We start from the raw sequence: 22129 nt of genomic DNA, 5'->3' as shown, positions 1-22129 counted from the left end.
GCGGCGACTCGGCGCCGATCGATCGGCCGTGACGGGGTAGGCATAGTGGAAGTACTGTCCGTACTGGTTCCGTACGCGGGAACAGCCAGCGAAAACCCGCTTGGATCACGGTACTGCCCCGCCGTTATAAAAGCCTTCGCAAAGGGCAAGCCCCGGTCGACCCAAGCCGGGCCATGCGCGTCACGCCGCAGACGGTCCGCGACGAACACGCCTGGGTCCGCGACCGCGCCGACGTGGTCGTCCCGATACTCAACGACACCCGCGACCGCCTCGGTCGCCTCTTCGACGCCGACGTGGACGCGGTCGCGCCCGACGCGTACCGCCGCGAGGTCGACGCCGTCTTCGCCGACGGCGAGGTCGCGGTCAACGTCGCGGGCTGCGTCGCGCTCTTACGCGACCTCGACGTCGAGGGCGACTACCCGGGCTTCGTCGTCGACGAGGCGCTGGGCCGCGAGCTGGCGGCGACGGTCGCCGGCGGGCGCCCGCTCTCGCTGCTCGCGCAGGCGACGTTCCACGTCGCCGACGTTCACGTGGACCGGGACGCGACGGCCGAGACGGATCGAGACGGCGCCGGCACCGCGGGGGCGGACGACCTCGACGCCGCGCTCGCGGCGGGGTTCCAGACGCGGCTGCCGGGCTGGGACTGGCGGGAGGGAGAGAGCCCGTTCGCGGTCGACGCGGGGGGTAGCGAGTGACGGACGCGCGGCCGTCTACGACGTGACGTTCCTGACGAGGCCGTACACCCGGTCGATCAGCGCGTCGGGAACGAACCGCGCGAGCACGCCGACGCGAGCGACCGTCCCGGGCTGGACTCGCGCGGGGGGCTGGGTCGCGCTCGCGGCGTCGTAGATGGCGTGCGCGACGAGCTCCGGCTCCACGGCCCCCGGGCCGTCGCCGCCCATCAGCTGCGCGTCCTCGAACATGGCGTAGAAGTCCGCGTAGGCGTCGGTGCGCTCGATCCCCTCACGCTTCTCGGGGTCGGCCTCCCGCTCCGCGCGCTCGGAGAAGCTCGTCTTCACGGGGCCGGGCTCGACGACGACCACGTCGATGCCGAGGTCGGCCACCTCGTTGCGGAGCGCGTCCGACATCGCCTCCAGGGCGAACTTCGAGCCGCTGTACACGCCGCCGCCGGGGATCGACACCCGGCCGGCGACCGACGAGACGTTGACGATGGTCCCGTCGCGCTCGCGGCGCATGGAGGGGAGAACCGCGCGGATCAGCCGGTGCGGCCCGTACACGTTCACGTCGAACTGGTCGTGGACGCGGTCCGTGGTGACGTCCTCGACCGGGCCGAACTGGCCGTAGCCGGCGTTGTTGATCAGGGCGTCGATCGCGCCCTCCTCGTCTAGGATCCGCTCGACGACGCGGTCGATGTCGTCCCGATCGGTGACGTCGAGCGTGGCGAGCTCACAGCCCGCCTCGCCGAGCGCCTCGATGTCCGCCGGATTCCGCGCGGTAGCGTACACGGTCCATCCCTCGTCGAGGAACGCGTGCGCCGCGGCGCGGCCGATGCCCGAGGAACAGCCGGTGATGAGTACCGTCTTCTGCACGCGTCTCCGGTCAGTCTCCGACGCCATAACTCTCCCGACCGACGGCGGTCGAGCCGGAGACGCGCCGGCCGTCGCGCCCGCGGCGCCGACGACTTACTCCTCGTCGCTCTCGGCGTCGTCCGCGGCGTCCTCGTCCTCGTCGGTCGCGAGGAGGTCCCGCTCGTCGAGGACCCCCTCGATGTCGTCCGCGGACAGCTCGCCGTACTCGGGGTCGTCGACGGTGATCGTCGCGACGCCGACGCCGTCGGGCTCCAGTTCGCCGTCGTTCGGCTGCGCGAGGGTGTCGAGCGCGAGCCCGACCGCCTCGTCCGTCGAGACGCCCTCCTCGTACTCCGCTTCGAGGTAGTCGCGGAGGTCGTTGCGGTCCGAGCCGATCGACAGCGCCTGCCACTCGTAGGGGGTGCCCGAGGGGTCGGTCTCGAACAGGCGCGGCTCGCCGTCCTCGATGCCGCCGACGATGAGCGCGACGCCGAACGGGCGCGCGCCGCCGACCTGCGTGTACTGCTGGATGTGGTCGGTGATGTTCTTCGTCAGCGTCTCGATGCCGACGGGCTCGCCGTAGCGGAGCTGGTTGATCTGCGCCTGCCGCCGGGCGAAGTCGATGAGCTGGCGCGCGTCGGCGACGTGACCGGCGCTCGCGACGCCGACGTGGTCGTCGGCCTTGTGGAGCTTCTCGATGCTCTCCGGCTCCATGAGGGGGGAGCGGGCGCGCTTGTCGGCCGCGAGGACGACGCCGTCCTCGGCGCGGACGCCGACGCTCGCCGTCCCTCGCTTCACCGCCTCCCGGGCGTACTCGACCTGGTAGAGTCGGCCGTCCGGAGAGAAGATTGTGATGCCGCGGTCGTACGCCTGCTGTTGGGATTGGCCCTGCATGATATCACTCGGTGTCGAACGTCGTCGCGCCGACGCGGCCCGACTCGGTCCGCACGTCGCACGCGTCTCCGCGTACGGTCGCGGTCCGCTCGGCGCCCTCGAACGCGACGTCTCGCTGTGTCGAACTGGCGGTCGCGCGACCCATATATCTTTCTTCACAGGCACGCACCGTCCCCGAAATCCCCCTGACGAGGATCCCGACCGGCTCGCCGTCGACCTCGCTCACGCAGGCTATCGCGGCGCGCGCGTCGTCGACGTGGCCGTGCCTGACGCGGACGACGGCCTCGCCGCTGCCGTCCGCGTGGTCGAACGACAGCAGCGTGAGGTCGGCGTCGGCGCTGCCGGCGTCGCCGAGGAGGTTGCCGGCGCTGTACCACAGCGCGCGCTGGAACGCCCGCCGACCGACCTCGGCGTCCGCCCACGACTCGATGCCGACCGCGACGTACCGCCACCGCGGCCGCAGGTGTTTCGGGAGGTGCTTCACGACGGGCCCCTCACGCCGGGAGCTCCCGGATCCGCTCGGCGACGATCACCGCCACCTGGTCGTGGACGCGCTCGACCGCGGTCACCGCGAACCCCTCGGCCGTGAACGCCTCGACGAGCGTGCCGACGGTCGCGGGGTCGTCGACCTCGGGGCTGTAGAACGGCTCGTCGGGGTCGGGCGCCTCGAAGAACGCCACGTCGCCGAGGACGATCCGGCGCGCGCCCGTCTCGGCCATCACCCGGATCGCCTCGCGCTTCTCGTCGTCCGCGAGGTGGTGGAGCGCGAAGTTCGAGGTGACGACGTCGACCCCCCGGTCCGGGTCGACCTCGGGCCCGCGGAACTCGCCGTACGCGAACTCGACGTTGTCGAGCCCGCGCTCGTCGGCCTTCCGGCGCCCCTCGTCCATCATCCCCTCGCTGATGTCGCGCGCGAGGACGCGCTCGGCGTCCTCGGCGACCGCGAGCGCGATGGCGCCGGTGCCGGCGCCGAGGTCGAGGACCACGTCGTCCGGACCGGGCGCCGCGTGGTCGATCACGAGGCTCGCGCAGGCGTGGTACTCCTCGCTCTTCGAGTCGTCGTACTCCGCGGCCTTCTCGGAGAACCGCTCCGCGTGTTCAGCGACCGTCTTCTTCATACCTGCCACGTCGGACCCCCGGCTCTATGAAGCCCTCGGAGCGGCGCTCGCGGTTGCGGTCGACCAGCTCGCCCCACGCCCGGAGCCCCTCGCGGACGGCCTCGGCGTCGAACCCGACCGCCTCGCCGACCGCGACCAGCTCTCGGGGCGCCCGCAGTTCGAGGTGCGAGCGGGCGTTCGCGCTCACGACGTACGGCGCGTCGTAGTGGTCGACGATCTCGCGGAGCTTCCGGAGGTCCGCGAGCGCCCGGACCCGCTTCCCGCCGGTCTCGCGGAGTGCCGGCCCGAAGTCGAACTCGACGCGGACGCCGTTGTCGCGCGCCGCCTTCGCGAGGACGTGGTTGAAGTCGCCGCCGGCCGCCATCGGCCGGACGAGGACGTCGACGCGGGCCTGCTCGACCGCGAACCGGTTCAGGGCGTCGTCCCCGCCGACGACGCAGACGACGGTCCGGTCGGAGCGGTAGTTCCCGACCGCGCCGGAGGCGCTCGTCGGACTGTCGGCGTCGATCTCGACCGCGTCGACCACGTCGATCCCGTACTCATCCCCGATGGCGGTCGGGTCGCGGACCGGGCGCTCGGCGCGGCCCGTTCCGACCGAGCCCCTCGCGTCGCCGGCCGCGGCGGAGCCGTCGTCGGCCGGGTCCAGCGCGTCGCGCGACCGCACGACGATCCCGTCGTAGCCGTGTCGCGCGGCGGTCGCCGCCTGGCGGGCGGCGGTCGCCTCCCCGTCGGGGGCGGCGTGAACGGCCTCGTACATGCCCCCTCCTTTCGCGGCCGAGCGTATCGGCGTTGCGCTTTCGGCGCTCCCGATCCGCAAATCACCCCTCGCCGGCGGACTCCTCCTCCTTCTTCCACTCGCGGCGCGGGTCCTCGCCGGTGAACCACGTCGCGACGCCGTCGGGGTCGTCCTCGCGGAACGCCCGCCGCCGCCCCCACTCGACGACCGCCTTGGCGAGCGTGATCGGGAGGAGGTACGGGAGGAGGACGGCCCCGACGCCGAACGCGTCGCCGACGCGGTCGAGCAGTCCGGGAGCGAGCGCCGCCTCGATCGCGAAGATCACGGCGGTGACGGGGACGACGGTCAGCGTGCCGATGACGAAGTAGAAGAAGACGACGCGCTGGGCGGCCTCGACGACCATGTACGGCGACTGATCCTCGTAGGCGCGCTGGGCGAAGAACTCCCGGCGTACCTCCGCGACCTGCGCGCCGCAGACGCCGAGCGTCGCCAGCGCGACCGTGGGCGTGAAATACGAGAGCGCGTCCCAGCCGACCGGCACGAGCGGGAACAGGAGGAAGACGAACACCCCGAGCGAGCGGCGGACGACGCGGAAGTTCCGCCGGTAGATCGGCGGGAGCCACGGGACGAGGCGGGTCGGCTCCGGCTCGCGCTCCCACACCTCGTCGCGCTCGGCGTCCTCGTCGTAGCCGGTGATGTAGAACGAGCGGTCCGCCAACACGATCGGTCGCTCGGCGAACATCGCGGCGGCGGCGTGAGCGAGGACGAGAACGGCCACCTCGATCCAGTACACCGCGAGCAGCTCGCCGACGCGCCAGCCGAACGCGACCACGCCGGCGAGCGGGAGGAGGTTCGTCGCGACGACGAGCGCCAGCGCCCCGCGACCCGTGGGGGCGAGCGGGCGCGACGGGCCGCGGTCGGACCTCGGTGATCCGTCGGAGGGCATCGTATCGGTACCGGTTCGCGTCGAACATAAATCTCGCCACCCCGCCGCCCTTTTTGTTCGCTCGCGGGAACCACCGCGTATGGCCGCCGACTTGGAGGAGAAGACGGACCGCTACGAGCGGATGCTCGCGGACGCGTTGGCGGTCGCGGAACCCCGCCCCCCGGCCGACACGCCCCTGGGCGAGGCCGCGGCCGACGTGACCGAGATGGCCGAGTCGTACCTCGACGACGGGCGCCACTTCCGCGACGACGGCGACCCGGTGAACGCGCTCGCGTCGTACTCGTACGGTTACGGCTGGCTCGACGCCGCGGTGCGGCTCGGGCTGTTCGCGGTGCCCGACGACACCGAGCTGTTCACGACGTGAGGCCGCGACGCGGCGGCCGGTCGCCCGGAGCGCCCGCGAGGGACGCTCTTAAGCGGCGACGACCGCCACTGGTGGCATGGACGAACTCGCGGACCTGACCGAGCGGCTCGTCTCGATCCCCTCTCACGAGGACGAAACGGCCGCGGGCGACGCCATCGAGGAGTGGCTGCGCGCGGAGACGGACGCGACTGTCGAGCGCGACGGGACGGGCAACGTCCTCGCGTACCGGGGCGCGACCGACGGCCAGGACGCCGACTCGCTCGCGCTGGTCGGCCACCACGACGTGGTCCCGCCCGCCCCCGAGCAGACGACCGGCGACGGACTCGACGGCGACTACGTCGTCGAGCGCCGCGACGGCCGGATCTACGGCCGCGGGACCGCAGACATGAAAGGATCGGTCGCGGCCGCCATGTGCGCCTTCCGGGACGCGACGCCGCCGGCCGACCGGGAGCTGATCTTCGCCTCGTTCGTCGGCGAGGAGGTCGGCGGCGAGGGCGCGAGACACGCCATCGACGCCGGGTTCGCGCCGGACCGAGCGGTCGTCGCGGAGGGGTCGACGAACTACTCGAAGCCCGGGGTCACGGACGTGGTCGTCGCGCACCGCGGGCGCCGGGGCTCGCGGCTCGTCGCGCGCGGCGAGGCCGCGCACGCCTCGGAGCCCGAGGCCGGCGAGAACGCCATCTACCGCGCCTGCGACGCGATCGATGCGGTCCGCGACCTCGACGCCCCGCGGGCGACGGTCCTCGGGAACGACGTGTCGGGGTCGCTCGCGGTCACCGTCGTCGACGGCGGCGAGACGTGGAACGTGATCCCGGAGCGCTGCGAGGCGACGGTCGACGAGCGCACCGTGCCGGGCGGCCGCGCCGACCTCGCCGGCGTGGCGGACGCGACGCCGGGCGTCGAACTCGTCGTCGACCAGGACCTCCCGCCGATGGCCTGCGGCGACGCCGCGTTCGCGGACGCCGCGCTCGAGGTCGCCCGCGCGGTCCACGACGACCTCGGCCTCGACGCGCCCGAACACGTCACCAAGCCGCACGCGACCGACGCGGGGTGGCTCGCGGAGGCCGGCACCGAGTGCTTAGTCTGCGGCGCCTCCGAGCCCGGCGAGGCCCACACCGACACCGAGAGCGCGAGCCTCGACGCCCTCGACCGCTGTTACCGGATCTACATGGGCATCGCCGAGCGGGAACGGTAGCGGTCGCGACGCCGGCCTCGGTCCGGCTCCCGCGGACCCCGCGCGGCCCCGTATGGAAGGGGTTTTATGCGTTCCGCGGAAAGTGAGCGCCACTATGGGAGACAAGTCGAAGGCTCAAAAGAAGCGTCTGGCGAAGGCGGAGCGCCAGAACACCCGCGTCCCCGCGTGGGTCATGATGAAGACTGACATGAACGTGACGCGAAACCCCAAGCGGCGCAACTGGCGCCGGAACGACCTGGACGAGTAAATGTCGACGAACGACTTCGAGGAGCGCGTCGTCACCGTGCCGCTCCGCGACGCCAAAGACAAGCCCGTCCAGCAGCGCGCCGACTACGCCATGAAGATCACGCGGCAGCACCTCGCGAAGCACTTCTCCGTCGACGAGGGCGACGTGATCATCGACGGCTCCGTCAACGAGGCCGTCTGGGCGAACGGACGACAGAACCCGCCCAGCTCGGTGCGGGTCCGCGCGGCTCGGTTCGTCGAGGACGGCGAGCCGGTCGTCGAGGCCGAACACGCGGAGTAACGTGTTACGGGCGACCTTCACCGGCTCGTCGTACGTGGGCGTATTCGCCCGCGCCGTCGACGACCTCCTGCTGGTCCGGCCGGACGTCGACGAGGGGCTCGCCGAGGACCTCGCGGCGGAGCTCGGCGCCGAGCCGCTGCCGACGACGGTCGGCGGGTCGAACACGGTCGGCGCGCTCGCGACGGGCAACGAGAACGGCGTCCTCGTCTCCGCGCGGGCGACCGAGCGCGAGAAGGACCGGATCGCCGACGCCGCGGGCGTCCCGGTGCGAGAGCTTCCGGGAGAAATCAACGCCGCCGGGAACGTCGTCCTCGCGAACGACTCGGGCGCGTACGTCCACCCGGACCTCTCGCGCGAGGCGGTCCGGACGGTCGCCGACGCCCTCGACGTGCCGGTGACGCGGGGCGACCTCGGCGACGTGCGCACGGTCGGGACCGCGGCGGTCGCCAACAACACGGGCGTGCTCTGTCACCCCCAGTCGACCGAGTCGGAGCTTCAGGCGGTCGAGGAGGCGCTCGACGTCCGCGCCGACCTCGGCACCGTCAACTACGGCGCCCCGCTCGTCGGCTCCGGCCTCGTCGCCACCGACGAGGGGTACGTCGTCGGCGAGGACACCACCGGCCCCGAGCTGGGCCGCATCGAAGAGACTCTCGCCTTCATCGACTGAGCCGTCCCGCGCTCCGTTCTCCTTCGTTCCGATCGCACTCTTACATTTAAGAGCCGCAGCCGTGTTGCGGTCGGTATGCCCGCTATCGAGTGCCGCAACCTCTCCAAGTACTACGGCGACGTCCGAGGGATCGAAGACGTGTCCTTCGCCGTCGAGGACGGCGAGGTGTTCGGTTTCCTCGGCCCGAACGGGGCGGGGAAGACGACCGCGATCCGCACCATGCTGGGGTTCCTCTCGCCGACGAGCGGCGGCGCCACGCTGCTCGGTCACGACGCGACCGACCCGGTCGATTCGCGCCGCGCCCGCGAGCGCATCGGGTTCCTCCCGGGCGACCCGGGGCTCGACCGCGACCGCACCGCGGCGGCGTTCCTCGACCATCAGGCGGCGCTCCGCGGCGAGTCGAGCCGCGAGGACCTCGTCGAGCGGTTTGGCCTCGACGAGTCGCGCCGGATCGGGGACCTCTCTCGGGGGAACCGGCAGAAGGTGGCGCTGGTGGCCGCGTTCATGCACGACCCGGACCTGCTGCTGCTCGACGAGCCGACCTCCGGGCTCGACCCGCTCCTCCAGGAGGAGTTCGCCGCCCTCGTTCGCGAGCGCGTCGACGACGGGGCGAGCGTCCTCCTCTCCTCGCACGTCCTCGGCGAGGTGGCCGCGCTCTGCGACCGCGTCGGCGTCCTCCGGCAGGGCCACCTCGTGGCGGTCGAGTCCGTCTCGGACCTCCGCTCTCGGGGAGGCAAGCAGGTCCGCGTCCGCATCGCCGAAGACGTCGACAGGAGCGACTTCGAGGTCCGCGGGATTATGAACCTCCGCGTCGGCGAGACCGTCTCGTTCACGTGGACCGGCGAGTACGACGCGCTGATCGACCTGCTGTCGAGGTACACCGTCCGGGACCTCGACGTGGTCGACGCGCCGCTCGAAGAGGCGTTCATGACCTTCTACGACGGCGACGTGCCGGGCCCGACCGGGAACGGGGGAGCGGGCGGGGCGCCGGGCGACGACGCGCGGAGCGACACTGCCGCGGAGCCGGCAGGTGACGCCCGATGAGCGATCGCCCCGCACCGTGGCTCGCGATCGCGCGGTACGACGCCGCCGGCCGCGCCCGCGGGTCGCTCGTCGTGACGGGTCTCCTCTCAGCGTTCCTGCTGCTCTTTCTGGCCTTCTACCCGTCGCTGTCGACCGCCGGCATCGACCTCGACGCGTACGTCGAGGCGCTGCCGCCGGCGTTCCGGGAGGCGTTCGGGATCATCGCCTTCTCATCCATCGAGGGGTTCCTCGCGGTGGAGTTCTATCAGTTCGCGTGGCTGCTTCTCGTCGGCCTCTACCTCGCGTACCTCGCCGGGGGGACCATCGCCGGCGACGTCGCCTCCGGCCGGATGGACCTCACGCTCTCCGCGCCGGTCGCCCGCCGCGACGTGGTGATCGGGCGGTTCCTCGGTCTGATCCCGCTCGTCGCGCTCCTCAACGTCGTCCTCCCGGTCGTCGCGTACGTCGGCGTCCTCGCCGTCGGGGAGACCATCGCGGTCGAACGGCTCGCCGCGGTCCACGCGCTCGCGGTCCCGTACCACCTGACCTGCGTCGCGCTCGGCATCGCTGTGTCGACGCTCGCGTCGCGGCCGGGGATCGCCCAGCGGATCGCGCTCGGCGCGCTGTTCGCGCTGTTCATGTTCGAGTCCGTCGTCGCGAGCACCGACTACGCCGAGATCGGAAACGTCAGCCCGACGGCCCACTACGACCCCTCTGCCGTCCTCGTCTTAGGCGAGTACGACCCGACGGGCGCCGCGGTCCTGCTCGCGGCAACGACCGCCCTCGTCGCGCTCGCCGCCGTTCGGTTCCGGCTCGCGGATCTCACGGGGTGAGACCCGGCTTGCGCGGCCGCTGCGCCCCCTCCGCCCCGGCGTTGCCGCCTGTCCCCTTTTAGGAAGATACTTCCCTGTCCCTGCCGGATTGAGGAACATGAGTACCTACACGGTGAGTGGACGGTTCCAGAGCCGAGACGGCGACCAGCCGTTCACGAAGGACGTCGAAGCGGAGAACGAGGACCTCGCCCGCGAGCGCATCTACACCACGGTCGGGAGCCAGCACAACCGCAAGCGCACCCAGATCGAGATCGAGGAGGTGTCCGAGGCATGATGGGCGGCGGACAACAGCAGCTTCAGCAGCTCTCGCAGGAGATCCAGGCGCTCGACGAGGAGATAGAGGCGCTCGAGGCCGAGATCGCCGACTACCGCGAGGAGAAGGCGGACATCGACGACGCGATCGAGGCCATCGAGACGCTCGACACGGGCTCGACGGTCCAGGTCCCGCTCGGCGGCGGCGCCTACCTCCGCGCCGAGGTCCAGGACATCGACGAGGTCATCGTCTCGCTCGGCGGCAACTACTCCGCGGAGCAGGAGCAGGACGACGCCATCGACGTCCTCCGGAGCAAGCAGGAGGCGCTCGACGACCGCATCGACGAGACCGAAGACGAGGTCGCGGAGCTGGAGTCCGAGAGCGACGAGCTCGAACAGCAGGCCCAGCAGATGCAACAGCAGATGCAGCAACAGCAGATGCAGCAGATGCAGCAGGCGCAGGAAGACGACGGGGAGTAAGACGGGGATCCGACCGTGTTCGACGGACTGAAAGACAAGCTCTCCGGCTTCCGCGAGGACGTCGAGGAGTCGACCGAGACCGAGGAGGCGCCTCCCGACGACGAGGCGGCGACCGCCGAGAGCGACGCCGACGCGGAGGAGGCCCGACCGGCGGCCGTCGGTGACGCGTCCGAAGCGGACGAGAGCGAGACCGACGACGACTCGGCGTCGGACGACGAGCCGAGCACTTTCCAGCGCGCGAAGGCGTTCGCGACGGGCCGGATCATCATCGAGGAGGAGGACTTAGAGGAGCCGCTGTGGAACCTCGAGATGGCCCTGCTCGAGAGTGACGTGGAGATGAGCGTCGCCGAACAGATCCTCGACAGCGTCCGCGAGAGCATGCTCGGCGAGTCGCGCAAGCAGGTCGAGACGACCGGCGAGCTCGTCGAGGAGGCGCTTCACGACGCCCTGCTCGACGTCATCGCCGTCGGCCAGTTCGACTTCGAGCAGCGCATCGCCGAGGCCGACAAGCCGGTCACCATCGTCTTCACCGGCGTCAACGGCGTGGGCAAGACGACGAGCATCGCGAAGCTCTCCGAGTGGCTCGCCGACCGCGGCTACTCGTCCGTCCTCGCGAACGGCGACACCTACCGCGCGGGCGCGAACGAGCAGATCCGCGAACACGCCGACCGGCTCGACCGCGACCTGATCAGCCACGACCAGGGCGGCGACCCGGCGGCCGTCATCTACGACGGCGTCGAGTACGCCGAGGCGAACGGCGTCGACGTCGTGCTCGGCGACACGGCGGGCCGGCTCCACACGAGCGACGACCTGATGGCCCAACTGGAGAAGATAGACCGCGTCGTCGACCCTGACATGACGCTGTTCGTCGACGAGGCGGTCGCGGGGCAGGACGCGGTGAACCGCGCGAAGGAGTTCGACGACGCCGCGGCGATCGACGGCGCCATCCTGACGAAGGCCGACGCCGACTCCTCGGGCGGCGCCGCCATCTCGGTCGCGTACGTCACGGGCAAGCCCATCCTCTTCTTAGGCACCGGACAGGGGTACGGCGACATCACGCTGTTCGACCCCGAGGAACTCGTCGAGAGCCTCCTCGACGAGGAGTAGCGGACTGCCGACCCCGATCCCGCCGGCCCGAGCCCGCTCGTCACGTCTCACGAGCCGCGGCTCTCGGGACGCGTCCGTCGCCCCGCTCGGTCGACGGGCTCCGGCCCCCGGCTCGATCAGTCGTCGCCAGGCGTCGGCTCCGGCTCGGACGTCGGCCCGTCGAGTCGATCGGGACCTTCGCCGGGCGCCCGGCGTTCAGCGCGGGTCACGATCCGCGCCCCGACGGCCGCCGAACCCGCGCCGAGGACAGCGCCGGCGAGGACGTCGGTCGCCCAGTGGATCCCGAGGTACATCGTCGAGTAGACGACGGTCGCGGCGAGGGCGCCGGCGATCCACGTCCATCGCGGGAACCGCCGCCGAGAGCGCCACGCGACGGCGGCCACCGCCACGGAGAGCGAGGCGTGGGGGGAGGGGAAGACGTTCGTGTTCGACGCGACCGCGGCCGTCAGCTCCTGCGTCTCGGGGTAGAACTGATACAGCAGTCCGTCGACCGAGTCAAGGTACTTGCGCGGTCCGTACCCGACGAACAGCGTGTAACAGAGCGTCCCGACCGCGTAGTTCACCATGTAGGCGACGAGCAGTTCCTTCAGGTGTCGCTGCCCGCCCTCCCGGGCGAGGAAGTAGACCGCCGGTCCGGCGACGAGGAGGACAGCGAACCCGAGCATGTACGCCGCCGAGAAGAGTTCGAGCGTCGCGTCCGGCGTCGCACGCTGGAGCGCGGTGACGAACTCTCCTTCGATAGCGTACAGCTCGTCCGTAATGTGCCAGTCGAGCGCGCGAGAGATCCGGATCCGGTACCCCTGGGTGAGCTGTTTGACCGCCAGTAACCCCAGCGCCGCTGCGAGGTACGGCGCGACGTCGCGAGCGCGGTGGCCGAGGTCGTTCGTCGCGCGGGACAGCTGTCGAGGCCCGACACAGAGGAGGGCTGTGACCGCCGACCCGACGATAACCGAGAGGCCGGTGAGGGCGGTCACTCTGAGGAGCGCCATCGTCCCTCCCTCACCGTCTTCGCGCCACATGAGTGACACGGTGTCGGAGTACACCGGTACAGCAGGGTAACGCGAGCTGCTGCTGGCGCCGCTACCGTTCACGTTCCGACGGGGTCGCCTGCCTAACTGCCGCGATCGGTCGATCGGACGTGAGCGAATCGAGGCAGAATTTCGATATAGCGACATACAATTTATCTACTCGCCCTGGAACAGAATTCGTCGCTTTCTACCCGACCAAATTTGAGTCGATTACGGGAGCAGTCGGTAGACGTTCGCCTCGTAGACCTCGCGCACCTGGTCGCCCCAGTTGTGCGTGTAAGTGTCGATTACGTCGTCGGCCACGTCGCCGCGGAGGTACTTCACCACCCCGCGGTCGCCGGTCCTATCGCGGAGGTGCGTCGTGAAGAAGTGTCTGAAGTAGTGGGGCGTGACGTTCTCGTCCGCGCCGCCGCCGGTCCGATACCATCCTTCCTCGCGGGCGTAGCGCTCGACGACGTGTCTGACCGCCTGCGGTCGCAGCCGCTCGCCCCAGCCCTCTGCGGTGCCGACGAACAGCGGTTCCGCGGGCGACGGCGAGTCCGGTCGAACCGCGAGCCACGCCTTCAGCACCCGGCGGAGCTCGTCGTCGACGGGGATCACGGTCCCCCGCTTCCGCTTGTTCGCGGCCGTGCGCACCTCCCCGTTCAACTCCTCGCCGACGGCCGCGTCGGCCGTCACGAAGACCGAGTCCGGACGCTCGGATAGCGCGGGTCGGTCGCCGAGCGCGTAGGCCGCCTCTAGGTCCGGGTCCGTGACGGATAAGTCCCGTAAATCGAGGTTACACAGCTCGCCGACCCGCATCCCGGTTTTCAAAAGCGTCACCACGAGCGCCCGGTGGAGCGGGTGACGGATCTCGGCCACGAACGACTGCATGGCCGGGATCGAGACGTCGCGTCGGGCGGGGTCCTTGTCGACGGTCTCGTCCATCTCCTCCATCACCAGCGTCATCGGATTGCCCTCGAAGGCGCCCACCTCGGTCATGTACCCGTAGAACCGGTGGAGGTAGGCAGCGTACGTCGCGACCGTGCTGTCGGCGACGTCGCCCCGAAGCGAGTGGACGAACGCCATACAGTCGCGGTGAGTCGCCGACGCCGGGCCGCTCTCGTCGAGGAACGCCTCGAACCGCCGGAGGACGCGCTCGTACGCCGCCCTGGTCCGGTCCGTCTTTCCGTGGTAGGTGAGGTCCTCGAGGAAGTATCCGACCGGGTCGTCGGGATCGGGGGCCGCGCGCGTGCTACTCATCGGTCAACACGTACCCCCCGTCTCGCCCGCTGTATCGAACGCGGTTGCGATCCTGGAGCTCGTCGAGCGTCTCCTCCAGTTCGTCCTCCACGTCACCGACCACGGCTTGGACCAGTTCGTCCCACGATCGAGGGCCGGATTCGAGAGCCGCGCGGACGCGCCTTTCGAGGTCGTGACCCCCGGGGTTGGAGCCCTCGGAAGCGAGTTCCTCGTCCGTCGCCGAATCGCTCGGCGCGAACCCCTTGCGGCCGGCCTGTACCATCGTCCTGACGAACTCGCTCAGCGACATGTCCAACTCGTCGGCGTGATCGCACCAGATCTCTTTTTGATCCGTCGGCACGTACGTCTTCACCGACTGTCGATCCCCTGCCATCCTTAGAGCGAGCATTCTCGCGCTCCCAACTTCAATCTATCCCAGATTTGCGGATAAGTGAATTTATCTCGGTGTGTGGCACTCTGTTTTCGTCGGTATTAGATGTATATCTTACCTTGTAGTACTGCTATCTGGGATTTGTAGTACTACACTTCCAGATATACAGTAGGCCCGATCGCTTCCATGCGAGGGTCACCGAGACACGTCCTCCCAGGGAGTCGGCTAACCGATTCCGTCGGACTGTTCGAGAACACGGCACGAACTGGACGACCTTCGTCGACAGAGGTTACCGCCGAGACGTATCGACTGGAGTTCCTGTCACTGCCGGTACGAAAACACGGACCGAGGCCAGCGCGACGAGGTCGGATCCAGTTCAGACGCGACGAGTATATTTCATGCCGCTATACGATACCCGGACTCAGACGCGTATCTCCGAGTCGGTCGGTTCGCGTTCGAACGCCCCGAGCACGCGAGAGACCGATTCGTCCGTCTCGGCGGCGTTACGCATCAGGACCGTCTCGCTCGGGAAGAGGTGCTCGCCGACGGCGAGGCCGTGTTCCCGGGCCGTCGAGCCGGTGACGGTGAGGTAGACGCCGAGGCCGACCCGAGCGATGGCCGCCTCCTCCTCCTCGTCGGCGTCGGGATAGACGAACTCCACGCCGTCGAGCGCGTCGGTGCCCAGCACCGCGGTGACCAGGCGCTCGTACCGCGGCGAGATACACAGCGGCCCCTCGTAGTCGGCGAGGTACCCGCGATCGAAGGTCGTGTTCGGCGCGCGTCGGTCCTCGCGTCCCATCAGCGTGTGATACACGGTGTCACCGAGGCCGGACACGACGCGCACGTCGGTGTCGACCGGGTCGATGCGGTCGTTGATGTCCGCGATGTCGCCGAGGCCGCCCTCCCGGATGCCGACCACCTCCTCCAAGACGAGGTCCGCGGAGTCGAATCCGAGCGCGAACTCGTGGGTCCGGAGCGCGCGGAACGGCTCCTCGCGGCCGACGAGTTTGACTGTCACGTCGCCCAGATCGACCGTCGCGGCGTCGAACACGATCCGACGCGGCTTCCCGTTTCGGTCGTCGCGAAGCAGCGTGAACTCGGGCTCGGCGGCGGTCGCCGGGTCCGAGTACTCGGCGAGCCGCTCGTACGGGCCCGCGTCGGCGTCGACGGAGCCCTTCGTGACCGCCTTCTCGTACCGGAGCGTGTTGCTCACGCCGTCCGCCAGCCGGTCGAGGCGGTCGCCGTCCGCGACGGCCGCGATCCGCTCTAACACCGCTTCGAGCGGGCGTCCCTTCCGCGGGACCGCGACCGGAACCGGATCTGTCATTGAGCGATCTGCGGACGGGCGGGTGAAACGGGTTGCGTTTTTGAACCGGAACGGCGGCTCGCGACTGCTCCCCTCCGAAACGGCTGCGCAGCGTCGAGAGCGGCCGACTTACGGGCCGAAGGCCTCGTTGAGCCTGGTCCGGAACTCGTCGAGCTCGTCGAGGTGGTCGTTGATCTCCTCGATCTCGGCCGCCACGTCGTCGAGGTCCTCGCCGATGCGGTCCTCGATGTCGGTGAGCCGCGAGTCCACCTCCGCGAGGTCGTCCCACAGGTCGTCGAACTCCTCGTCGAAGCGGTCGAGCCCGGACTCGACCTCGTCCACGCGCTCCGTCGCGTCGGCGGCGAGGTCCTCCGCGCTCTCGGCCGTCTCCTCGGCGTTCTCGGCGCGCTCGGCCGCCCTGTCGACCTCCTCGTAGAGGGTTTCCACGTCGTCTCCCAGGTCGTCGACCGACTCCGCGACGGCGTCGGCCTCTCCCTCGACCCGGTCCACGTCGGCGGCGAGGTCTTCGATGTCGGTCTCGACGGTCGAGACGGCGTCCCGGACCGATTCGACGCTGTCGTCGACGGCTGCGACGTCGTCCTCAACCGCCCGAACGTCGCTCTCGACCGTCTCGACGTCGTCCACCACCGCGTCCACGCGGTCCTCCACCTCGTCGACCGCGTCCGTGGCGGCGTCGACTTCGGAGTCGACGCGCGAGACGTCCGAGGCGAGCGTTTCGCGCTCGTCGTCAGCCTCGTCCAGGCGGTCGTCGAGGGCGTCGACCTCCGCCTCAACGGCGTCGACGCGCTCGTCGATCCCGTCGAGGATCTCCCGCGCCGTGCCCTCGCCGTCGATGAACTCCGCGAGCGCGTCGGCGTACGCCTCGATGTCGGCCACGCTCGACTGGAGGCGGGCGATCCGCACGTCGACGCTGCGCGGCACGTCGGCCTCGAACGCCTCCTCGATGGTCGCGATGTCCTCCTCGTCGGCCGCGCCGGTACGGATCTCGGCCGCGAGGGCCGCCGCGAGGCCGCCCTCGCCCGGTAGCCTCGCCGCCTGGCCGTCGTCCTCGACCGCTCTCTCCTCGTCCGCCTCGTCCTCGTGAGGCTCCTCAGCGTCCGTGTCGTCCGCCTCGGGCGCTTCCTCGGGCATATCGTCGGTCGCCGTCTCTGCTTCCTCGTCCGGGGAAGACTCGCTCTCTGCCACCGCTGCGCCGACGGGCTCTCCCTCGTGTGCCGTCACGGCGGCCGTCTCCGCCTCGACGGGTCGGGGTTCGGGGGTAGCGGACTCCGGTTCGGCGTCTGTCTCCGGTGGCTCGGTCGACTCCGCGTCGGACTCCTCGGCATCGGAAACGGCCTCGGAGTCGGGCTCCTCGGCACGCTCCTGGGCCCGGTCGTCCGGGAGCAGCTCGTCGTCCTCCGCCATGCCCGGGAGCGTCGCGCGGTCGCCGGAGAGCACCTCGCGGACCGCGTCCGTGTCGCCGGCGCCGAGGACGTCCTCTATCTCCTCGCCGACGGGGACGTGTTCGATCACCGGCGTGCCGAGGAAGCCGTCGAGGTCGGGGTCCTCGTCGCGGATCCCGAACACCGTCTCGACGGTCTCGTCCGGGTCTATCACCCGTTCGAACTCCACGCGGTGGTCCTTGTACGCCGTCCAGTTCTCGCTCTCGTACTCCGGGTGGAACCCCACTCGGTCCATCGGAAACGACTCCGGGATCCGGTCGACGATACGCACCCGTACGGGGTCCTCGCGGTGCGAAGAGAGGGTGTACATCACCGCGGGCACGGGGAACGCGTCGTCAGTGAAGGATTTCTCGACGCGGATGCCGTCCTCGTCGACGGTCGTGGCCGCCTCCGCCGTCCGTTCGCTCATACCCGCACGTCCCGGAGCAAGGGCTTAAATTCCACGGGCCGCGTTTCGTGGTTGATAACCGAAACGTCGACAAATCGGCCGCTCGACTCCCGTTTACAGGTCGATCCGGTCGCCGATCTCGACTATCTCCAGCCGGTTCGGCGACTCGTAGCTCCGCACGTGGTCGTGAAGCGCGGTCGGGTCGGCCGTCAGTCCCTTCCACATGTCCCAGTGGGTCGGCACCAGGCGGTCCAAGCCGAGGTCGTTCGCCGCCGTCGCGACCTCGTTCTCGTCGCTGTACCACTTCGTCTGAACCGGCTCGCCCGTCTCCTTGTCGGGTATCGTGCCCTCGGAACCGAACGCGAGGATTCCGAGGTCGATGTCGAACCGCTCCGAGAGCCTGGCGAACGAGGGCGAGGGCTTGCTGTCGCCGGCGTGGAACACCGTCCCGGCGTCGTGTTCGATCACGTAGCCGACCGGGTGCGTGGCGTCTGCGTCGTGCGTCTCGACGACGTGAACGGTGAACTCGCCGACGCGTAGCTCGTCGCCCTCAGTGACCTCGGTGAAGGCCGCCTCGCTCACGTCGTATTCCTCGGTCCACCGCTCCTCCTCGCGCGCGACCGCGAGCGAGTCGTCGGGCGCGACGAGGTCCGCGTCGGTGTTCTCTAGGATCGGCGCCTGCGAGGGGCCGTGGACGTGGTCCGTGTGCTCGTGAGTCGCCAGCACCGCGTCCGCGACCTCAACGTCGGCGGGGTCGAACGGGACCGGAACCATTCGGACCGTCCGCGGCGGGTCGCCCGTGCCGACGTAGGGGTCGATCCAGAGGACCGTCCCCTCGCTCCCCTTGATCGCGAAGCCGTTACAACCCAGGTACCACAGCGCAGCGGTGTCGGGGTCGGCGTCGGCCACCGCGCGCGGCAGCCAGTCGCCCCAGTCGGACTCAACCATGAGCATCGCTGCGCGGGCGGCGGGGGTAATAATTCCGGAGTTCCGCCGAATCAGTCAACTTCCGTCGCTCGAAGGACGACGTATTTTCGTCGTCAGCGCGACTCGTATATCTCATGTCGCTATATCGAATTGGTGGCCAGCGACCGACGTTCCGGACGCCCCGTTCTGGGCTCGAAAATCCGGCCACGGGGCCGAGCCCGTGGTGCTTTCGCTCTTCGCCCGGGGCAGACCGTCCGCCGGCGAGGACGCTCGGGCCGCCGGCTTCGTCCGTCGCGACGGACCCCCCCGCGACCGGCCGCCGGGCGACGGCGACCGCGCCGCGTCAGTAGTACCCGAGCGCAGCGAGCTGTTCTTTCGCCTGTTCCGTCGCCTGCCGACCGCCCATCGGCTCCCGAACGTCGGCCTCCGAGTCCTCGAACGCGTCCGTGACCGTGGCCGGATCGATCTCCCGACGCGGCGCGAAGTCGCCGGGGCCGGAGACGGACGCCTCCAGCCCCTCGTCGCCCCAGTGGTACCGCTTGCGGACTCCCCTGCCCGTCTCGTTCGTGTACACGGCGTGACTCGCGGCCGTGAACGGGGTCACGTCCTCGCAGGCGTCCTCGAACCGGTCGCGCAGGTCCGCGGTGACCGGCTGCTTCAGCGACAGAACGCGCTCGGCGGCGAAGCCGGCCTCCGGCGGCTCGCCCGCGACGTGGGCCGCCACCACGGACGGGAACCGGGTCAGCGCGGCGGGGCGGTGACACACCTCGCCGTCGGCGCCGCCCGGGGGACGGACGAGAAGCGGGACGTGGAGCAGCTCCTCGTGCATCGGGATGATGTGCGAGACGGCGTGGGGTTCGTTCGAGAGGTGACCGGGCTCGCCGAAGCCGTCTCCGTGGTCGCCGCAGACGACCACGAGCGTGTCGTCGAGTTCGCCCCGACGTCGCAGGGTCTCGACCACCCGCTCGGCGACGGCGTCGGCCTGCCGGATCCCGCCGTCGTAGAGCGACTCCAGACCGCCGAGCCGCCAGTACGGGTGCGTCGAGCCGTAGAACTCCCACTCCCAGCGGACGTCGAGGTCCGCCTGTAGGTCGCGGGCGCGCTCGTCGCCCCACTCGTCGTACGCCGCGCGCGGCTCGAACGGTCGGTGAGCGTCCATCAGGTTCAGACACGCGGCCCACGCTCCGTCGCGCTCGGCCGTCCAGTCGAGCAGTCGGTCAGCGTAGTAGAACCCGTCCGGGCCGGGATTGAGCGAGGCGGTGTCGTACGCGTCGTCGTACTCCTCCGGGACTCCTCCCACCGTCCCGAAGCACTCCTCGATCCCCGAATCGTGACCGTTCAGGAATCCGTTCTCGGTGAACAGGCCGGTCTCGTACCCGTCCTCGGCGAGCGACTCGAAGACCGTGTTCCCCGGGCGAAGTCGGTCGTGGACGGTGAGCCGGTGCTCGTGTGCCTCCAGCCCGGTGAAGACGCTCACGTGGCTGGGCAGCGACCAGTTCGACGGCGCTCTCGCCTGCGCGTACGTGACGGCCTCCTCGGCGAGCGACTCCAGGAACGGCGTCGTGGTCCGGGCCGCGCCGTACAGCGAACAGTTCTTCGCGCGGACCGAGTCCAACACGACGAGCAACACGTTCGGGGAGCGATCACGTCCCATACCCCCGCTGACGACCGCCGGCTATTGATTCTTATCAAATATTATATATTATGGTACCGTTTCCCGCTCGAGCGGTTTAGAGCGCTCCCGAGCGCAACCGAGCGCGGTGGAGGGGTCCCCAGCCGGCCTCGCCCGGCGGAGCGCCGAAGACGCGCCGGAGTGGACCGGCCCCATGGAGCCGGACGCGCGGCGGGGTCCGGAGGCCTCGCACCGCTATATACCGCTCCGGTCGACTCCCGCCGCGTCGGGTCGCCTATTATAAGAGTTCAAGCGGCGGCTCCGAGTGGTCCCGGTCGATCCACCCGTGTCCTCCGACAGCGACCAGACGCCGCACGAGACCGCAGCGGAGCGCGAACCGGGCCCAGTCCAGACCGAGTTGACCTCGCGGGCCGACACGCGGCCCGCCGGCCCGGATCGGGTCACCGTGTACCCCGTCGGCGCCTCCGGAGACGAGAAGATGGCCACCTGGCTGACGGTGAACGCCGACTGCGTGATCGAGGCCAGGTGGTTCCGGTGACTCGTCGTCCCGCGCGCGTGTGCTGCCCACGACGCGTTCGACTCCCCGAGCGCGGGCGACTGGGAGGATGGTCACAGCGACCAGAAAGCGTGGCGGAGACGCCGTTCGCACCGCCGGCCGACCGAGCGACGGTTGCCGCGAGGCACCCGTGAAACGGCGCGAACTGCTCCGGCGTGGCGTCGCGCAGTGCGCGCTCGGGCTGGTCGCCTCCGCTCTCGGGGGGCTCTCCCGCCTGTACTCGTCGGCCGTCACGCCGTCGCCGGGCCGCGCCGCGACCCCCAGGTCGCTCGACGCGGCCGACGGCGTCGCGAGAAACCGCGTCGGCGGGCGGTACGCGTTGACGTACGACTGGACCGACGGCCGGGGACGACGGTGGAGCGTCGACCTCTCCGTTCCGCGACCGGCGTACGCGGCCGCCGCCCGCCGCCCGCGCGGGTACCTCTCGGCGCTCGAGTCGGCCCGGACCGATCCCCACGCCCGCCGGCTCGTGGAGCGGATCGACGCCGCGAACGCCCTCGAAAATCGCAACGGGGTGGCGTTCCCGGACACGGCGCGGTTCGAGCGCGCGGTCTCGTTCGTCCGTTCCCTCCCCTACGTGACGGACACGGCGTCGAAGGGGGTCCCGGACTACGTCCGCGCGGTTCCGGAGACGCTCGTCGACGCCGGCGGGGACTGCGAGGACCTGACGTACCTCCTCGTCGGGATGCTCTCGCAGCCGCCCTTCGGGTACCGGACGGCGCTCGCGTTCCTCCCGGGGCACGTGTTGGTCGGCGTCCACCGCGCCGACCTCCCGACGACGCACGCCGACGCGGCGACGCTCCCCGACGGCCCCTACGTCCCCGTCGAGAGCGTCCGCGCGCGACCGATCGGCGAGTTCAGAGACGAGCCCGTGCTCGCGGTGTACGGCGACGGACTGGAGTTCGTCGACCGGACCGCGATCGCCGAGACCGCGGCCGAGGTGGCCAGAGACCCCTCGGAGCTCGAGACGCTTAACGGGATTCTCACGTCGTTGTCGGCCTGACGCGTCGGCGACGAAGCCGAGAATTCAAGCCGTTCGCGCGCTAAGACGCGGTATTCCGATGTGCGACCGGCACCCGATCGACGGGGTCCCGACCCCCGACCCGTCTCACTCCCCGGAGGAGGTGGTCTCGATCCAACTCGGGGCGCTCGCCTCGAACGACGACCCGTTCGAGGACGCCGGGATCGCCGTCGCGTACAACTTCGCGTCGCCGGCGAACAGGCGGGCGACCGGGCCGTTCGACCGCTTCGTCCGGATGGTCCGCGGCCCGCGGTACGCCCCGATGATCGACCACGTCGAGGCCACGACGGGGGCGCTGGAGCGCCGCGGGAGCCGGGCGGAACAGCGCGTCACGCTGACCGGCCCGGACGGCCGCACCGTCACGTACGCGTTCGGCCTGTCGAGCGCTCGCGACGGCGACCTCGACGGCCACTGGCTCACCGACCGGGTCGCGCTGGAGTGACGCGGCGCTCGGCGCGCGCGGCGCTTCTCACCGACCTCACCGCGCGGGTCCGGTGACCGGGCGCGCGGCGCCCGACCGGACCG

At 70.4% G+C, this 22129-nt stretch carries 27 protein-coding genes; 14 read left to right on the top strand and 13 right to left on the bottom strand.

What is annotated here, in order from left to right; all coding sequences use genetic code 11:
- The first annotated feature begins 173 nt into the window (after window positions 1-173).
- Entirely contained in the window at window positions 174-695 is a 522-nt protein-coding gene (locus tag AMR74_RS06850; protein ID WP_053771312.1) for a hypothetical protein, read from the top strand.
- Window positions 696-710: 15 nt separating this feature from the next.
- On the opposite strand, the gene AMR74_RS06845 is transcribed toward AMR74_RS06850, so the two are convergent.
- From AMR74_RS06845 to AMR74_RS06820, 6 genes are all read right to left on the bottom strand, one after another.
- Window positions 711-1577 (bottom strand): SDR family oxidoreductase, encoded by an 867-nt coding sequence (locus tag AMR74_RS06845; RefSeq protein WP_053771311.1) that lies wholly within the window; start codon window positions 1575-1577, stop codon window positions 711-713.
- 66 nt (window positions 1578-1643) lie between these two features.
- Window positions 1644-2423: an archaeal proteasome endopeptidase complex subunit alpha gene (psmA, locus tag AMR74_RS06840; RefSeq protein ID WP_053771310.1), complete on the bottom strand. Its 780-nt coding sequence runs from the start codon at window positions 2421-2423 to the stop codon at window positions 1644-1646.
- A 4-nt stretch (window positions 2424-2427) separates the two neighbouring features.
- The gene (locus tag AMR74_RS06835; RefSeq protein ID WP_053771309.1) at window positions 2428-2907 is read right to left on the bottom strand and encodes an Rpp14/Pop5 family protein; all 480 of its coding nucleotides are present in this window, start codon (window positions 2905-2907) and stop codon (window positions 2428-2430) included.
- Between the two features lie 10 nt (window positions 2908-2917).
- Window positions 2918-3541 carry a class I SAM-dependent methyltransferase gene (locus tag AMR74_RS06830; RefSeq protein WP_053771308.1) on the bottom strand — a complete coding sequence of 208 codons (624 nt, stop codon included), beginning with the start codon at window positions 3539-3541 and terminating at the stop codon, window positions 2918-2920.
- The gene (locus AMR74_RS06825) at window positions 3522-4298 is read right to left on the bottom strand and encodes an RNase P subunit p30 family protein (RefSeq protein ID WP_053771307.1); all 777 of its coding nucleotides are present in this window, start codon (window positions 4296-4298) and stop codon (window positions 3522-3524) included. Before AMR74_RS06825 ends, AMR74_RS06830 begins: the two co-directional genes overlap by 20 nt.
- A gap of 61 nt (window positions 4299-4359) precedes the next feature.
- Window positions 4360-5223, bottom strand: coding sequence for a DUF6498-containing protein (locus AMR74_RS06820; protein WP_053771306.1), 864 nt, complete (start codon window positions 5221-5223; stop codon window positions 4360-4362).
- 79 nt (window positions 5224-5302) lie between these two features.
- Between AMR74_RS06820 and AMR74_RS06815 the strand changes: the two genes are divergently transcribed.
- The 10 genes from AMR74_RS06815 (at window position 5303) to ftsY (ending at window position 11670) form a co-directional block, all read left to right on the top strand.
- The gene (locus tag AMR74_RS06815) at window positions 5303-5587 is read left to right on the top strand and encodes a DUF357 domain-containing protein (protein ID WP_053771305.1); all 285 of its coding nucleotides are present in this window, start codon (window positions 5303-5305) and stop codon (window positions 5585-5587) included.
- A 76-nt stretch (window positions 5588-5663) separates the two neighbouring features.
- Window positions 5664-6782 carry a M20 family metallopeptidase gene (locus AMR74_RS06810; protein ID WP_053771304.1) on the top strand — a complete coding sequence of 373 codons (1119 nt, stop codon included), beginning with the start codon at window positions 5664-5666 and terminating at the stop codon, window positions 6780-6782.
- Window positions 6783-6876: 94 nt separating this feature from the next.
- The gene (locus AMR74_RS06805; RefSeq protein WP_004050128.1) at window positions 6877-7029 is read left to right on the top strand and encodes a 50S ribosomal protein L39e; all 153 of its coding nucleotides are present in this window, start codon (window positions 6877-6879) and stop codon (window positions 7027-7029) included.
- Entirely contained in the window at window positions 7030-7308 is a 279-nt protein-coding gene (locus AMR74_RS06800) for a 50S ribosomal protein L31e (RefSeq protein ID WP_053771303.1), read from the top strand.
- A 1-nt stretch (window position 7309) separates the two neighbouring features.
- A complete protein-coding gene (locus AMR74_RS06795) occupies window positions 7310-7975 on the top strand; it encodes a translation initiation factor IF-6 (RefSeq protein WP_053771302.1) in 666 nt (221 codons plus the stop codon).
- Between the two features lie 75 nt (window positions 7976-8050).
- Window positions 8051-9019 (top strand): ABC transporter ATP-binding protein, encoded by a 969-nt coding sequence (locus tag AMR74_RS06790; RefSeq protein ID WP_053771301.1) that lies wholly within the window; start codon window positions 8051-8053, stop codon window positions 9017-9019.
- Window positions 9016-9831, top strand: coding sequence for an ABC transporter permease (locus AMR74_RS06785; protein WP_053771300.1), 816 nt, complete (start codon window positions 9016-9018; stop codon window positions 9829-9831). Before AMR74_RS06790 ends, AMR74_RS06785 begins: the two co-directional genes overlap by 4 nt.
- Window positions 9832-9928: 97 nt before the next feature.
- Complete coding sequence (gene rpl18a / locus AMR74_RS06780; protein ID WP_053771299.1) at window positions 9929-10105, top strand: 50S ribosomal protein L18Ae; 177 nt, start codon at window positions 9929-9931, stop codon at window positions 10103-10105.
- Complete coding sequence (pfdA, locus tag AMR74_RS06775) at window positions 10105-10563, top strand: prefoldin subunit alpha (protein ID WP_053771298.1); 459 nt, start codon at window positions 10105-10107, stop codon at window positions 10561-10563. Before rpl18a ends, pfdA begins: the two co-directional genes overlap by 1 nt.
- Before the next feature lie 15 nt (window positions 10564-10578).
- Complete coding sequence (gene ftsY / locus AMR74_RS06770; RefSeq protein WP_053771297.1) at window positions 10579-11670, top strand: signal recognition particle-docking protein FtsY; 1092 nt, start codon at window positions 10579-10581, stop codon at window positions 11668-11670.
- Window positions 11671-11786: 116 nt separating this feature from the next.
- On the opposite strand, the gene AMR74_RS06765 is transcribed toward ftsY, so the two are convergent.
- The 7 genes from AMR74_RS06765 to AMR74_RS06735 form a co-directional block, all read right to left on the bottom strand.
- On the bottom strand, window positions 11787-12659 hold the full coding sequence (locus AMR74_RS06765) for a phosphatase PAP2 family protein (RefSeq protein WP_053771296.1): 873 nt from the start codon (window positions 12657-12659) through the stop codon (window positions 11787-11789).
- A 249-nt stretch (window positions 12660-12908) separates the two neighbouring features.
- Entirely contained in the window at window positions 12909-13940 is a 1032-nt protein-coding gene (locus tag AMR74_RS06760) for a tyrosine-type recombinase/integrase (RefSeq protein ID WP_053771295.1), read from the bottom strand.
- Window positions 13933-14313: a DUF5805 domain-containing protein gene (locus AMR74_RS06755; RefSeq protein ID WP_053771499.1), complete on the bottom strand. Its 381-nt coding sequence runs from the start codon at window positions 14311-14313 to the stop codon at window positions 13933-13935. The genes AMR74_RS06760 and AMR74_RS06755 overlap by 8 nt, the downstream gene beginning before the upstream one ends.
- 418 nt (window positions 14314-14731) lie before the next feature.
- Window positions 14732-15637, bottom strand: coding sequence for a hypothetical protein (locus tag AMR74_RS06750; RefSeq protein WP_053771294.1), 906 nt, complete (start codon window positions 15635-15637; stop codon window positions 14732-14734).
- Window positions 15638-15745: 108 nt separating this feature from the next.
- Window positions 15746-17488, bottom strand: a complete 1743-nt coding sequence (locus tag AMR74_RS06745; protein WP_053771293.1) for an alanine-zipper protein — start codon at window positions 17486-17488, stop codon at window positions 15746-15748.
- Between the two features lie 93 nt (window positions 17489-17581).
- Window positions 17582-18415: an MBL fold metallo-hydrolase gene (locus tag AMR74_RS06740; protein ID WP_053771292.1), complete on the bottom strand. Its 834-nt coding sequence runs from the start codon at window positions 18413-18415 to the stop codon at window positions 17582-17584.
- Between the two features lie 322 nt (window positions 18416-18737).
- On the bottom strand, window positions 18738-20048 hold the full coding sequence (locus AMR74_RS06735) for a sulfatase (protein WP_053771291.1): 1311 nt from the start codon (window positions 20046-20048) through the stop codon (window positions 18738-18740).
- 304 nt (window positions 20049-20352) lie between these two features.
- Here AMR74_RS06735 and AMR74_RS06730 point away from each other — a divergent pair, with 304 nt between their 5' ends.
- The 3 genes from AMR74_RS06730 (at window position 20353) to AMR74_RS06720 (ending at window position 22046) form a co-directional block, all read left to right on the top strand.
- Complete coding sequence (locus tag AMR74_RS06730; RefSeq protein ID WP_077152272.1) at window positions 20353-20565, top strand: DUF7511 domain-containing protein; 213 nt, start codon at window positions 20353-20355, stop codon at window positions 20563-20565.
- A gap of 148 nt (window positions 20566-20713) precedes the next feature.
- Entirely contained in the window at window positions 20714-21586 is an 873-nt protein-coding gene (locus AMR74_RS06725; protein ID WP_053771289.1) for a hypothetical protein, read from the top strand.
- A gap of 58 nt (window positions 21587-21644) precedes the next feature.
- Window positions 21645-22046: a DUF4864 domain-containing protein gene (locus AMR74_RS06720; protein WP_053771288.1), complete on the top strand. Its 402-nt coding sequence runs from the start codon at window positions 21645-21647 to the stop codon at window positions 22044-22046.
- Window positions 22047-22129: the final 83 nt, after the last annotated feature.

The sequence above is a fragment of the Halorubrum tropicale genome (assembly GCF_001280455.1).
GTDB lineage: Archaea > Halobacteriota > Halobacteria > Halobacteriales > Haloferacaceae > Halorubrum > Halorubrum tropicale.
This window is presented reverse-complemented; position numbering and strand designations above follow the sequence as displayed.

What these genes read in the sequence shown, in the direction of transcription:
- pfdA (WP_053771298.1), top strand. Translation starts at nt 10,105, where the DNA reads ATGGGCGGCGGACAACAGCAGCTTCAGCAGCTCTCGCAGGAGATCCAG.
- AMR74_RS06805 (WP_004050128.1), top strand. Translation starts at nt 6,877, where the DNA reads ATGGGAGACAAGTCGAAGGCTCAAAAGAAGCGTCTGGCGAAGGCGGAG.
- psmA (WP_053771310.1), bottom strand. Translation starts at nt 2,423, where the DNA reads ATGCAGGGCCAATCCCAACAGCAGGCGTACGACCGCGGCATCACAATC.
- AMR74_RS06760 (WP_053771295.1), bottom strand. Translation starts at nt 13,940, where the DNA reads ATGAGTAGCACGCGCGCGGCCCCCGATCCCGACGACCCGGTCGGATAC.
- AMR74_RS06750 (WP_053771294.1), bottom strand. Translation starts at nt 15,637, where the DNA reads ATGACAGATCCGGTTCCGGTCGCGGTCCCGCGGAAGGGACGCCCGCTC.
- AMR74_RS06735 (WP_053771291.1), bottom strand. Translation starts at nt 20,048, where the DNA reads ATGGGACGTGATCGCTCCCCGAACGTGTTGCTCGTCGTGTTGGACTCG.
- AMR74_RS06850 (WP_053771312.1), top strand. Translation starts at nt 174, where the DNA reads ATGCGCGTCACGCCGCAGACGGTCCGCGACGAACACGCCTGGGTCCGC.
- AMR74_RS06755 (WP_053771499.1), bottom strand. Translation starts at nt 14,313, where the DNA reads ATGGCAGGGGATCGACAGTCGGTGAAGACGTACGTGCCGACGGATCAA.
- rpl18a (WP_053771299.1), top strand. Translation starts at nt 9,929, where the DNA reads ATGAGTACCTACACGGTGAGTGGACGGTTCCAGAGCCGAGACGGCGAC.
- AMR74_RS06810 (WP_053771304.1), top strand. Translation starts at nt 5,664, where the DNA reads ATGGACGAACTCGCGGACCTGACCGAGCGGCTCGTCTCGATCCCCTCT.
- AMR74_RS06790 (WP_053771301.1), top strand. Translation starts at nt 8,051, where the DNA reads ATGCCCGCTATCGAGTGCCGCAACCTCTCCAAGTACTACGGCGACGTC.
- AMR74_RS06765 (WP_053771296.1), bottom strand. Translation starts at nt 12,659, where the DNA reads ATGGCGCTCCTCAGAGTGACCGCCCTCACCGGCCTCTCGGTTATCGTC.
- AMR74_RS06825 (WP_053771307.1), bottom strand. Translation starts at nt 4,298, where the DNA reads ATGTACGAGGCCGTTCACGCCGCCCCCGACGGGGAGGCGACCGCCGCC.
- AMR74_RS06815 (WP_053771305.1), top strand. Translation starts at nt 5,303, where the DNA reads ATGGCCGCCGACTTGGAGGAGAAGACGGACCGCTACGAGCGGATGCTC.
- AMR74_RS06820 (WP_053771306.1), bottom strand. Translation starts at nt 5,223, where the DNA reads ATGCCCTCCGACGGATCACCGAGGTCCGACCGCGGCCCGTCGCGCCCG.
- AMR74_RS06740 (WP_053771292.1), bottom strand. Translation starts at nt 18,415, where the DNA reads ATGGTTGAGTCCGACTGGGGCGACTGGCTGCCGCGCGCGGTGGCCGAC.
- AMR74_RS06785 (WP_053771300.1), top strand. Translation starts at nt 9,016, where the DNA reads ATGAGCGATCGCCCCGCACCGTGGCTCGCGATCGCGCGGTACGACGCC.
- AMR74_RS06830 (WP_053771308.1), bottom strand. Translation starts at nt 3,541, where the DNA reads ATGAAGAAGACGGTCGCTGAACACGCGGAGCGGTTCTCCGAGAAGGCC.
- AMR74_RS06720 (WP_053771288.1), top strand. Translation starts at nt 21,645, where the DNA reads ATGTGCGACCGGCACCCGATCGACGGGGTCCCGACCCCCGACCCGTCT.
- AMR74_RS06845 (WP_053771311.1), bottom strand. Translation starts at nt 1,577, where the DNA reads ATGGCGTCGGAGACTGACCGGAGACGCGTGCAGAAGACGGTACTCATC.
- AMR74_RS06745 (WP_053771293.1), bottom strand. Translation starts at nt 17,488, where the DNA reads ATGAGCGAACGGACGGCGGAGGCGGCCACGACCGTCGACGAGGACGGC.
- AMR74_RS06800 (WP_053771303.1), top strand. Translation starts at nt 7,030, where the DNA reads ATGTCGACGAACGACTTCGAGGAGCGCGTCGTCACCGTGCCGCTCCGC.